The 11,964-nt window shown below is 35.4% G+C and carries 10 protein-coding genes and 1 tRNA gene; 8 read left to right on the top strand and 3 right to left on the bottom strand.

What is annotated here, in order from left to right; all coding sequences use genetic code 11:
• Window positions 1-2: 2 nt before the first annotated feature.
• From RIV7116_RS10950 to RIV7116_RS10940, 3 genes are all read left to right on the top strand, one after another.
• Window positions 3-737 carry a metal ABC transporter ATP-binding protein gene (locus tag RIV7116_RS10950; RefSeq protein WP_015118362.1) on the top strand — a complete coding sequence of 245 codons (735 nt, stop codon included), beginning with the start codon at window positions 3-5 and terminating at the stop codon, window positions 735-737.
• Window positions 738-843: 106 nt separating this feature from the next.
• Window positions 844-1,734: a metal ABC transporter permease gene (locus RIV7116_RS10945; RefSeq protein ID WP_015118361.1), complete on the top strand. Its 891-nt coding sequence runs from the start codon at window positions 844-846 to the stop codon at window positions 1,732-1,734.
• A gap of 254 nt (window positions 1,735-1,988) precedes the next feature.
• Window positions 1,989-3,230: an FAD/NAD(P)-binding protein gene (locus RIV7116_RS10940; protein WP_015118360.1), complete on the top strand. Its 1,242-nt coding sequence runs from the start codon at window positions 1,989-1,991 to the stop codon at window positions 3,228-3,230.
• Window positions 3,231-3,492: 262 nt separating this feature from the next.
• On the opposite strand, the gene RIV7116_RS10935 is transcribed toward RIV7116_RS10940, so the two are convergent.
• Window positions 3,493-4,608: a DUF3616 domain-containing protein gene (locus RIV7116_RS10935; RefSeq protein WP_015118359.1), complete on the bottom strand. Its 1,116-nt coding sequence runs from the start codon at window positions 4,606-4,608 to the stop codon at window positions 3,493-3,495.
• A 299-nt stretch (window positions 4,609-4,907) separates the two neighbouring features.
• Between RIV7116_RS10935 and RIV7116_RS10930 the strand changes: the two genes are divergently transcribed.
• Together RIV7116_RS10930 and RIV7116_RS10925 are read left to right on the top strand one after the other, a co-directional pair.
• Window positions 4,908-5,885 (top strand): CHAD domain-containing protein, encoded by a 978-nt coding sequence (locus tag RIV7116_RS10930; RefSeq protein WP_015118358.1) that lies wholly within the window; start codon window positions 4,908-4,910, stop codon window positions 5,883-5,885.
• Between the two features lie 533 nt (window positions 5,886-6,418).
• Complete coding sequence (locus RIV7116_RS10925; RefSeq protein WP_015118357.1) at window positions 6,419-7,183, top strand: N-acetylmuramoyl-L-alanine amidase; 765 nt, start codon at window positions 6,419-6,421, stop codon at window positions 7,181-7,183.
• Window positions 7,184-7,293: 110 nt separating this feature from the next.
• On the opposite strand, the gene RIV7116_RS10920 is transcribed toward RIV7116_RS10925, so the two are convergent.
• Window positions 7,294-7,366 (bottom strand) — tRNA-Arg (locus RIV7116_RS10920).
• Between the two features lie 244 nt (window positions 7,367-7,610).
• Between RIV7116_RS10920 and RIV7116_RS10915 the strand changes: the two genes are divergently transcribed.
• On the top strand, window positions 7,611-8,246 hold the full coding sequence (locus RIV7116_RS10915; RefSeq protein WP_015118356.1) for a hypothetical protein: 636 nt from the start codon (window positions 7,611-7,613) through the stop codon (window positions 8,244-8,246).
• Window positions 8,247-8,424: 178 nt separating this feature from the next.
• Here the strand turns inward: RIV7116_RS10915 and RIV7116_RS10910 are convergent, their stop codons facing one another.
• Entirely contained in the window at window positions 8,425-9,642 is a 1,218-nt protein-coding gene (locus RIV7116_RS10910; protein ID WP_015118355.1) for a murein hydrolase activator EnvC, read from the bottom strand.
• Window positions 9,643-10,805: 1,163 nt separating this feature from the next.
• Here RIV7116_RS10910 and RIV7116_RS10900 point away from each other — a divergent pair.
• The gene (locus RIV7116_RS10900) at window positions 10,806-11,291 is read left to right on the top strand and encodes a GNAT family N-acetyltransferase (protein WP_015118353.1); all 486 of its coding nucleotides are present in this window, start codon (window positions 10,806-10,808) and stop codon (window positions 11,289-11,291) included.
• Window positions 11,292-11,456: 165 nt separating this feature from the next.
• Window positions 11,457-11,906: a UPF0158 family protein gene (locus RIV7116_RS10895; protein WP_015118352.1), complete on the top strand. Its 450-nt coding sequence runs from the start codon at window positions 11,457-11,459 to the stop codon at window positions 11,904-11,906.
• Window positions 11,907-11,964: the final 58 nt, after the last annotated feature.

Raw genomic sequence — 11,964 nt, 5'->3', positions numbered from 1 at the left:
CAGTGCTAGAAGTAGAGCATTTGGACGTAGATTACCGGGGTGTAGTGGCTGTTGAGGATGTGAGTTTTTGCGTTTCCCCCGGACAGATGGTTGGTGTAATCGGTCCAAATGGCGCTGGTAAAAGCACTTTGGTTAAAGCGATACTCGGTTTAATTCCGGTTTCAGATGGCACTATTAAATTTTGTAACTGTCCCATCCACAAGCAATTACGCTCCATTGCTTACGTACCTCAAAGAACCCAAGTAGATTGGGATTATCCGATTACGGTACAGAATGTAGTGATGATGGCTCGTACTGTAAGCACGGGTTGGTTTCGCAAGCCAAGCCGTAAGTCTAAAGAAATAGTTAAATCTGCATTGCATAGAGTAGGGATGTGGGAATTTCGTTCTCGTCAAATCGGTGAGTTATCCGGAGGACAACAGCAGCGGGTATTTTTAGCTAGAGCGCTAGCACAGCAAGCTGATTTATTATTTTTTGACGAACCGTTTGTGGGAATTGATAAAAGCACTGAAGATATCATGTTTAATATTTTCAATGAATTAAGAAGGGATGGCAAGATATTAATTTTAATTACTCACGATCTAGGTGAAACTTTAGCTCAATGTGACTTTTTATTATTGTTAAACAAACATATTATCGCTGATGGTTCGATGAAGGAAGTTGTTACAACCGAAAATTTACAGCGTGCTTATGGCAATAATATTTTATTTTTAAATAGACAAGAAAAATCGGCTTAATCAGTGAGCAGTGAACAGTGAGCAGTTATCAGCTACCAATTACCAATTACCAATTACCAGTTCTTATTCAATATTTTTGGCGCTGAAGCGCAACTACGTACCAATAATGTTAAATTTGCTTTTTGAACCGCTTAGTTTTGGATTCATGCGAGACGCGCTAGTTATTGCAGCTAGTTTAGGTATTCTTTGCTCTGTTGTTGGTTCTTATCTGATAGTACAGCGTCAGGGAATACTTGGTGATGTAATTGCTCATGCTGTTTTACCCGGAATTGCGATCGCGCTATTTCTTGGCATTGATATTTTTCTGGGTGCTTTTGTTTGCGGGACTTTCAGTACTTTTGTAATTGCTTGGATAGAATCGCAGTCTCGGGTTAAAGTTGATGCTGCAATGGCTTTGGTTTTTTCGGGTTTTTTAGCTTTGGGTATCATGCTAATTAGCGTGCTGAAAAGTAAAGTTGATTTGCATCACTTTTTATTTGGCGATATTTTAGGGGTGACAACAGAAGATGTTTTTAGAACTTTAATAATTACATCTGTTACTTTACTTTTAGTGAAGGTTTGTTATAAAGAATTGCTATTTTACACCTTTGACCCATTAGGCGCACAAGCCAGCGGATTGCCGACAAATATTATTAAATTTGGATTGACGGCAGCAATTACGTTAACCATTATTGCTAGTATGCAAGCTGTGGGAGTAGTGTTAGTAATTTCTTTATTAATAGGTCCTGGAGTAACGGCTTATTTATTAGTAAACGAGCTTCATCAAATGATGCTTTTGGGTTCTGTAATCGGTATTATTGGTAGCGTCGGCGGTTTATATATTAGCTATTATCAAAACGTGCCTTCGGGTGCATCAATTGTATTATTTATTTGCGGGTTATTTTTATTAGCATTATTATTCAGCCCTTCACAAGGTATATTAACTCGTCCGAGAGCAAGAAAGCTAAATCGTTCTCAGAAGGTTTTGCACGAAGTCGCAAAAGTGAAGCGTAGGTAAACAATAAGTAAGATTTGCTGGCGTTGCTGAATTGAAATATGAATAAAATTTTCTTATATGTACTATGCCCCCTAAATCCCCCAAACTTGGGGGACTTGGGATTCTCTTTCTCCCCCAAAATTGGGGGTTGGGGGGCAAATCAGACTTACAATCAGCAACGCCGATTTGCAGTCTCAAAATTTTGACACCTACGAAAAATCTAATGTTATTATGATAACGATTATCATTATGATTGTTATATGTAGTGAAAATTTATGGAAAGTAATCCACCACACCTTTTGAGGAAAATCGATTTAGCAATTATCGGTGCTGGGGTTCACGCTCTGACTTTAGTTACTCATCTGCTACAGAAACGTCAGAAAATCCGTTCAAAAATTGCAGTGTTTGACCCCAGTGGAAAATGGATGAGTCAGTGGGAGCGTCAATTTGCAGCATTGGAAATACCGCATTTACGTTCTCCTGCGGTTCATCATCCAGATCCCAATCCTTTTGCATTACGTAAGTTTGCAGAGTCTCGCTCGAATGAGTTTTTCCCTCCCTATGATTTACCGGGAACTCGGTTATTTAATGATTTTTGTGAGGATGTAATTCGTCGTTGGGATTTAGAAAATATAGTTATTGGTGAAAAGATAACTCGAATTCAACCATTAAATAATCCTTTTGGATCGCAGTTTCGTTTGTGGTTGGATTCTGGGAAATCAATATTAGCTCGTCGGGTAGTATTAGCAACTGGTAGCAGTCAACTACAAATACCGGATTGGATAAGTCAAATTAACCAAAATTATCCAGAAGATAAACTTTGTCATTCTAAATCAGTAGATTTACGTCAACTATATTTAGCTGGTGAAAAAGTATTAATTATTGGTGGAGGTTTAACAAGCGGACATTTAGCGGTAGGTGCAATGTCTCGTGGTGCGTTTGTGCAGATATCAATGCAACGACAGTTACAGGAAAAGATATTTGATGCGGATGCTGGTTGGTTGGGACCGAAATATCTTAAAGGATTTTTTGCAGAATCAGATTTTGCAAAGCGCTCTGAAATGATTCAGCAAGCGCGAAATGGTGGTTCTATGACTCCTGCAATGGTAACGCAGCTAAGACGACAAGCGCATAATGGTAAGTTGAAAATTCAAGAAAACACCCAAGTTATTGGGGCTGAATGGATGAATAATCAATGGTTGGTGAAATTTACTAATGGAGAGCAAAAACTATTTCATCGCATTTGGTTATCTACCGGAAATCGTTTTGATGTCAATTCCGAACCTTTATTAAAGGAAGTTTTGCAAGCATATCCAATACCTGTAATCAATGGTTTACCCGTTTTGGATAATAACTTACAGTGGCGCGGTTGTTCGTTATTTATTATGGGTGGGTTAGCGGCTTTACAAATTGGACCGACAGCGCGAAATTTATCAGGTGCAAGAATGGCAAGTGATAAAATGCTCAAGGCGATTATTAAATCTAATATTGGTCAAAGTCAAGCTAAAATTGCTTGACAGGTTTTTTATCGGAATCTTACAGCAGATTTCATTTTTGTGAGGTACATTTGGGCTGACAGGGATGTCCACCCTGCAAGGTGCTGTATGAGTAGAGTCTCAGGAAAATCCAAAAAATAAATTGTCCTACCGACCGTAGGACAATTTATTACTTGCAAGTCCCTTAGAACACATTCTACCTATCCGTGGTGCTTGAAGAACTCTAGGTTCGCAAGCTTAAGGCGATCGCGTAATTGATACTTGGATTGAGCAACGACAATTATTAGCTGTTTATAGCTAACTGCTCACTGCTCGCTGCTCGCTGCTCGCTGTTCAACTGTAAGACATCAGCAATTAAACTAGCTTTTCCCTGTAGTCTATTTTCTGCGGGAGAATCATGAACTACTAATAAGGACTTGACTCCCGTAATCTCTTCAAATAAAGTAATTCCCTCTGCGCGATCGTTACCTTTTCCGTAAGGAATCTCAAGTACTGGCTGGGGATAATTAAGCACGTTTTCATCTGAATTAACGCCGCCCTGCAAACGATAAACTGTTATAGGACCATCTAAATCCATTGTGGGACCGGCTAAAATCAATAAATCTTGATTATCCCAGCATAAATCCCGAATTCCCAAACCATTTAAATAGATGAAATGCTTTTTGTACTTTTCTCCACTAATTTCCAGATATTTTAAATCAAGTAATCCCGGTGAATTAGATTCTTGCAACTGTATTTCTAAAATTATCGCCCAACCGCGCAACACAGGACCGCGTAAACCTAAAAAAATCCGATTTTGACAAATTTCTATTCCTTCAATATCAAAACCATTATCTTTGCCAGGAATTTCTGCTTTAACAAAGAATCCTAAATGGGAATCATTTGCTAAAGCTTCCATCAGCAGATTACCTTTGGTTGTTATCTGTAGTTTCCTTGCACTCAAGTATTCGTTTGGCTTTGCCGGATGAGGGCATTCACCGATTAGTTCACCATTTACCAACGGAATACGTCCAATAATGTAACGATTTGCTTCTGTTTTGACTTTTGTCAGTCTTTTAATGTTTTTCACATCTGATTTATCAGGCTTCGGCTTTTTTCGTTTGTAACTATGGGAACCTATCAACCATAAGTAATAATCGCTATATGCCAATCCTTCAATATCAATTTCTTCCTCTTCGGGTGCTGGTAAATCGAAAAATTCTGCTACCCGATACTGCTTATGTTCTCCAAAGTGTTGCTTGTCAATAAATGAAAGACGCTCAATTGTAGAAGCTTCATCCGAACCCAGCCATAAATGCTTTTGTGGAGTTAACAATAATGCTGAAAGGTCATGATGATGGTCTGCAAAATTATCGGCAAAGCTGAGTAAAATTTTACTTATTAAAGATGGGTAATGCATTTTTTATACTTGTTTATCCTTAAAATATATTGAGTTATATTTCAAACTTTTTAATAATACTTCTAATTCAATACCTATAACTAAAAATCTTGTTATAAATATATCTCCAGGCTAAATAGCTTAATCTAAAAAATAATCGATAATCTTTCTTAAGACAGATATTGGATTAAAAATATCTAACTGAATCGCGAAAAAATTAATATAAAAAAATATCAAAGCAAAGGTCTGTAGCTGAAACCGGTGATAATATTCAATAATACGTTTGAAGTAAAACATTGTTCTTAACACATTGAAATTTTATGACACTAGCGACTAAACCTAAAGTAACAACTTTAAAAGATTACACTTACAATGCGATTGACAAAAATTTCAAAAAAATTTGGAAGTGGGAGAAATCAGTAAAAAACGATAAAGATGCCGAAGCTTTGCATCAAATGCGCGTCGGTATGCGTCGTTTGCGTACTACTGTAACTAGTATTAATTCTATTGTCAATTTTCCGAAGTCGGCTAACGATAAAAATATTAAGAAAATTGCTGCTTGCCTAGGTTCTTTAAGAGATTTAGATGTCTTAAAAGAGACTTTAACTAATACATATAAGCCACAACTGCCTAAAAAAGAAAGAGCAATTTTAGATAAAGTTATTAACACTTTGGAAGAACAGCGTGTAGATGCAGTAGCGGATGTAAAAGCGCTATTTAAAAGCGAACGTTACAAATCTTTGAAAACCGGATTACAAGAATGGTTAGAAAAACCCGAATATTTTCAATTAGCAAATTTAACAATTCAACAAGGTTTGCCGGATTTACTTTTACCTGAGTTGAGTCATTTTTTGCTGCATCCTGGTTGGTTAGTAGGAACTACAGTAGAAGAAAATAAAGTTGTTATTTCGACTAACTTTGATGAGAAACAAGTAGAAAAACAATTATCAACGAATTTGGCTGAAGATTTACATGGTTTACGCAAGCAAGCGAAAAGATTGCGGTATCAGATGGAATTATTTACCAGTTTCTACGGTGAAGGATACGCAAATTATCTTGCACAAGTCAAAAATATTCAAGAAATTTTAGGTTCAATACAGGATAGCGTAATATTAGATGAGTGGCTCAAAGAAGTGCTGAAATCAAAAGTTAGCAAAGAACTTCCTACTTTAGTAAATTTGTTGAAGAAAAATCGTTATGATTTATGGCAACAATGGCAATCTTTACAGGAAAGATTTCTTAAACTCGAAACTAGACATGAGTTTCACTTGATTATTCTACATCCTGCTGTGACCTAGAAGTATGAGAAGGGGAGATGGGATGAAGAGGTAAAAATATGGAGTGAAAAATCCTTCCTCATTATCCCGTTATCTCATCACTAAATTATTATTCTTCTAACTGTCGAATCCTAATTTATTGAATCTCAATTATAAAATTATAAAATATAACATTAAATACTTCTAACTCATAATAAATAGTATCGTATCCGTTTTTTACAGAGGAATTGTGACTCTCAAAATTTATTTATAGAAATAATCTGAAATTACATATCCAAAATACAAAATTGATTTACGGTTAATAAGGATTACTAAATTACAATTTTATTTTTAGTTAAAATACATTTTTTTATTAAATTATTTATAGAGAATTTTTACAATATTTAATTAGAGATATCAGCTTTTTTGCGGATATAAATAATTGCTTGTAGGTACATTTTCCGAAATGTGCTTATTTCACTATGCCCGAATTAATTCAGTCAAAACTTGCAAGAAAAATAATCAACTCCTGACAGGGTGTCTCGAATTGCAGTAGTAAATAAGGAGATACACAAATGTTCTTCGCTATCGATATTGGTCACAATTGCCCTCCCTATGACACCGGTGCCCGCACTAACAAGTACAGTGAAGATGCTTTGACTAAGCTAGTAGGGGAGTTAGTTATTGGTAAGCTCCGTCTAAGAAAGCATAAAGTTATTTCTGTTACGCCGCAATCTGCTTATAGTACCGATGATTCTTTGATGCAAAGAGCTAGAAAAGCTAATCAACTTGATGCTGATTATTTTATCTCTATCCACTTTAATGCTTTTAGCAGTCCGAGAGCTAATGGTAGTGAAGTTTACGTATATGACTTACGTAGTGCTGCCAGACCTTTAGCGCAATCAGTAGTTAGCAATATTGCATCTTTAGGTTTCTTTAACCGAGGTGTAAAAAAAGCTAGATTTAGAGTCTTGGAACTGACTGCAATGCCAGCAATTTTAATTGAATGTTGCTTTATCAGTTCCGACAAAGATATGCGATTATTCAACGCTGAAAAAATGGCTACTGCAATCGTCGATGGTTTAGTCGGCAAAGAAGAAATAACAACTATATCCGGTACTTTAAAAGTTAGGTATACTACTTATCTCAAACCTTCTTCCGACCAATCTTCTAATATAAATCCGAGCCAATTAAAAGTAATACAGCCAGGAGATTACCCAGGAAAGTTAGTTGCTAAAGAAGAATCTCACTATGCTGTAGAGCTAGAAAACGAGATGGGTTCTGGTTTGCGCGAAGTTGACTATATATATACTGGTCATAGCGATTTTATTGCAGATTAATGTATTAAACTGCCAGTATGTAGAGACGACATGAGTAGCGTCTCTACAAGAAACTATTTTTGCCACAGCAAATAAATATTAATTGATGAAAGCTGTGTAATTACTAAAAATGAGCGCGGAGGGATTTGAACCCCCGACCGTCAGAACCGGAATCTGATGTTCTATCCACTGAACTACGCGCCCTAATATATTTAGGCAATGCAGGCAATAGTTAACCTACATATTAATAAACAGTATAACCTTTATTTCCTTTCCTGGCTACTTAAGTAATCTTATCTGCTTTTTTATACCAATATTCTGGTTAAATGCATAAGACTTATTAATTTCCATGATTTACATAAAATTCATAAAATAGTTACCTAAACAACTAGTGTTAATACTGAGGCAGAGCTACTTTATACTTATACAGTATTAAAAGTAATATCATATGGATAGAAAAAATTTAAAGAATAAATTAATCGAATATACTATCAACCATACTAATAATTTAGATCGACATAATACTGGTTACGTACTAGGAATAATATCTGCGATTTTGATGATTATGTGTGTGGGTACGTTGCTAATGTTTGATAACAAACAAGTACGGAAAATCATAACAAAAAATATAAATTCGGATACTGTGGAAAATCCAGTTGAAGTAAAAACATCCAGTACGTTATTAACTGAAAGACAATTGAACATAAAAGCAACACATGCCAATGGGACTGTAGGGAGATTGAATTATATTTCATTAAATAGGGAAAATACTATTGTAGGATTAACCGTAACTAATGGTTTTAAACATACGATATATCTCAATTTGCATGGTAAAGGGGTTGTAATAGTAGATAATTTAGGGCATCAATATAATGTGCAACCACCCCCTGATAATCCTGATATTGAAATTAAACCCGGTACAACTTTCAATGCAGAGTTAGTTTTTTCTGGTGGAATCCCTGAAGGGGCAACTAATTTAACTTTGATTACAAACAATCAAATCGGTAGCGACCAAGCTTCTACTCGTCGTCCAAAAATGCAATTTGATATTCCGTTTGATGAAGAGGAAAAGTTTATCGGATAGCCAATCTTGAACAGGAAACCAAAAATTGATAGCTTCTTACTATTTGCTTTTAAAACTAATGGCTAATTTCATTTGTTTGGCAGCAAATTATATTAATCTAATTACATTTAAACTTCTTAGAAATGATTTAGGATTGACATAGCGGGGAGCAAGATGCTCCCAATACCTATGCATAATATTAAAGATAATTTGCCGGGTTTACTGGTCTACCATTTTTGCGGACTTCAAAGTGTAAATGGGGACCGGTTGATAATCCCGTTGAACCAATTGCTGATATAGCTTGTCCGCGCTTAACGCTGGCTCCCGACTTGACGTATAGTTTGCTGCTATGGGCGTATAGCGTGGTAATTCCTTTACCGTGGTTGATGATTACTGTTTTACCGTAACCACCATACCATCCTGAATATATAACAGTTCCCGAATCTGCGGCGCGTATTGTACTACCGTAATTTGCCGCAAAATCTATACCCGTGTGCAAGCGACCTCTACCCAGAACTGGGTGCGATCGCCAACCGTAGGGACTACTAATATAACCGTTGCTAGGTAATGCCATGATACCGCTGCCACGGACAAAGTTTCTGGGTTTGCTTCTGGCTTTGGCTGCTGCGATTCTCGCTTGTTCCTCAGCTACCTTTTTTTGAATTAAGTTGGCTACAGATAAAGAGTCTTTTTCTAACTGCATTCTTGCTGCATCTAATGCTAGGCGATCGCCATTCAAACGTTGTATTAATTCGGATTGCAGTTCGGCTTGCCCTTTATAGTCAGCTTTTTGTGCGAATAATTGTTGACGAATCAAGGATATTTCGTTTTTCTTCCTTTCTACATCGGTTTTTTTGTTTTTGATTTCAATCGCTTCTTGGGTTAACTGCGCCAGAACTTTTTGGTCTGCTTGATAAACTAACTTTAAATTACGACGACGGCTAAAAAAGTCATTCAAATTACGACTTTGCAATAAAACAGCCCATCCTTGACTAATTGGGGAGCGCTGCAAATACTTGAGTCTAGCTACAGTTGAGGCTTGACGTTGAGCGTAAGAAACCTGAGATGCTGCTAAGTCTGCCTGGAATTGTTCGAGCCTTTGAGTTGCTATCTCTAAACGTCTTTCACTATCTTCAATTTGGCTATTGGTTGTTTGCAAATTCTCTTCTAAACCACCAAGACGTTTTTCTGCCTCTTGCTGTAAATTATTCAAACGTTTTTTTTCTTTGATTACATTTTGATGCTGCTTCTGAATTTGCTTTCGTTCCTGCTTTAATTTATTTATAGATTGTTTCGCGCTTTGCTGACCATATACGGAATATACTGGAGTTAAGACTAATATTAAGCATAAAAAGCCGCACAATACAATATGTAAGCGGGAATAAACTTTCTTTTTCTGGAAGAATAATGCTTTCATATTTTTTGATTAATCCGTAATCTTTGGGGCAACACCATGTTGATTGTTCCCAGAAAAACTAGAGAAATTAAACACAAAGATAATTGGGATTAAAAAATATCGTTCATTATTTTAGCTGAGTAGAAGAGAGGTATATTTTTGAGCGGTATAGAGATAAGACATCTACAAAATAAATGCACTTGTAGTTTCCTGCCTTTTTGCATGAGCTAGATAAATCGCCAGAGATTTATGTTAATGGATTTTAAATTAACTAAAGACTCTACCATTGATTTATCTAAAATCCAAGTTTTTTTAGAACAAAATAGATGAGATAACTATAATATTGCTCTCAAGGCTGCAATTAACTTGTAGTTTTCTAGTCTTTAGACATATCGCAAGACTTTCTTAAGAATTAATTCAAAAATTGATAGACAAAATATTTTTTGGAAATTATATTTAAATTGACTTGACATTTCAAAATAAATATGTGAAAACCGAGGTGGATTTTAATTTTGACAACCAAATAATCCGGCTTTTGCAAAGTTTTGGTTGTTTGCAAATAATAAACTTTACTCTTGATTACCATGTTATTAACCAAGACTATCAATTCCAAGGATCTACAAAATAAATCTGAAATTGACATTTCATTATTTTCATTAGCAGACTGGATAGCTATAGCAAGATTTATGGGATATGAGCCTACATGGGCTTATAAAATGTTTTGTAAGTTTGGTGATTTAAAGAAATACAATCTGACTAAGGTTTCCCGCACAACATGGTCGATGATAGCCAAAATGTTCCATCAAAGCCAATCTTGGGCAGAAATACAATATCTAAAATGGCAAGCTGTGAATAATTAATCAAGAATTGATTTGTATTGTATTTTCAATTTATAAGTCCCTCTCGATTTAGGTTGTGTGGGATTTTATTTATTATTGTTGGAAATTGGGAGTCGGTAATTCGGCATTATAAATTGGGCATTAGGCATTGCTAGTTAGTGATGATAACTTGATAAATTTATCTTTGGGCTATATATATCTCTAATATTAAGCTTTAATGATAAACTTTTTCGATGCTAAAAAATAATTATTTTTTTCTAGATAGGTAATTGCAGAAAACATATTCAATATTTTTACAATTAAACTTATGATTGAATAGGGTGATTGCGGTTAAATCTATGCACAATGCCCAACACAGCAATGGATATAAGATTATTTGATAAAAAAGATGCCGAGCAAGTCGCAAACTTATTTCATCAAACAGTACGTGAAGTTAACATCAATGATTATTCAATAAATCAGGTCAAAGCATGGGCACCTGATAATATTTATTTTAGAGATTGGGTAAGTGTTTGTTCGGATAAATTTACTTACGTAGCTGATGATAATGGTAAAATTGCGGGTTTTGGGGAGTTAGAAGCTGACGGACATATAGACTGTTTTTACTGCCACAAAAACTATCAGCGCATGGGTGTAGGTAAAAAAATTTACTATGCCATAGAAGCGAAAGCTCGCGAATTAAAAATACATTGTTTATATACTGAAGCGAGTATTACCGCGAAACCGTTTTTTCTAAGTATGGGATTTTTGACTGTAAAGAAACAACAGGTAATACGTAGAGGAGAAAGCTTTACAAATTATGCAATGGAAAAGAGAATACTGCATGATTGAAAAAAAATTGTTAAAACTTATATAGCAGTTCTCATATCATTTATAGAGTTGAAGAAATAGAATTGTGATTATATTCGTTTTCCTAATATCTTTTATGAATTATATGAGAATACCTTGTACAACTATCAAAATTATAAATTTCACTTTGTGTTCGGGTAATAGACCATGCAGTTGCCGATAGAAATTGATGAATTGAAAGAAGCTTTTACTAACTATTGTGAAAATAGCGGGTGCAAATATTACTTGGACACGACCACTGGAAAAATTATACTAGACAATGGTAGTGGCGACCCGATGGACATTGATGGTAATTTTTTGTATCTAGATGGTTACTCTATAGAAGAGTTTCCGGATAAAAGGAGATTTATCCGATTGCCATCTAGTAAGTCTTGTGATGAATATTACGAGATTCAAGCATTTATCTTCACAATTAAAAGTGAATGGCTTCGTAATAAATTAGAGAACACTATTGATAGCTATCAAGCATTTCAACGCTTTCAAGATATTTTGAAACGAGAAGCATCGAAGTACGAATTGTCTAATTTTAGAAGCAAACAGCTTGAAAAACTTGTTTTGAAATGGTTAGAGTCCACTGGAATAGAAATTGGGAAGTGAAGGCAAGGTAACAAAGTGAGAAAAAGTAAAAAAATATTTCCCGACTTGCTACTCTATA

The sequence above is a fragment of the Rivularia sp. PCC 7116 genome (assembly GCF_000316665.1).
Taxonomy (GTDB): Bacteria; Cyanobacteriota; Cyanobacteriia; order Cyanobacteriales; family Nostocaceae; genus Rivularia.
Note: the sequence above shows the minus strand (reverse complement) of the source record. Positions and strands in the feature narration are given on the sequence as shown.

What these genes read in the sequence shown, in the direction of transcription:
- RIV7116_RS10910 (WP_015118355.1), bottom strand. Translation starts at nt 9,642, where the DNA reads ATGAAAGCATTATTCTTCCAGAAAAAGAAAGTTTATTCCCGCTTACAT.
- RIV7116_RS10895 (WP_015118352.1), top strand. Translation starts at nt 11,457, where the DNA reads ATGCAGTTGCCGATAGAAATTGATGAATTGAAAGAAGCTTTTACTAAC.
- RIV7116_RS10945 (WP_015118361.1), top strand. Translation starts at nt 844, where the DNA reads ATGTTAAATTTGCTTTTTGAACCGCTTAGTTTTGGATTCATGCGAGAC.
- RIV7116_RS10915 (WP_015118356.1), top strand. Translation starts at nt 7,611, where the DNA reads ATGGATAGAAAAAATTTAAAGAATAAATTAATCGAATATACTATCAAC.
- RIV7116_RS10900 (WP_015118353.1), top strand. Translation starts at nt 10,806, where the DNA reads ATGCCCAACACAGCAATGGATATAAGATTATTTGATAAAAAAGATGCC.
- RIV7116_RS10935 (WP_015118359.1), bottom strand. Translation starts at nt 4,608, where the DNA reads ATGCATTACCCATCTTTAATAAGTAAAATTTTACTCAGCTTTGCCGAT.
- RIV7116_RS10930 (WP_015118358.1), top strand. Translation starts at nt 4,908, where the DNA reads ATGACACTAGCGACTAAACCTAAAGTAACAACTTTAAAAGATTACACT.
- RIV7116_RS10940 (WP_015118360.1), top strand. Translation starts at nt 1,989, where the DNA reads ATGGAAAGTAATCCACCACACCTTTTGAGGAAAATCGATTTAGCAATT.
- RIV7116_RS10925 (WP_015118357.1), top strand. Translation starts at nt 6,419, where the DNA reads ATGTTCTTCGCTATCGATATTGGTCACAATTGCCCTCCCTATGACACC.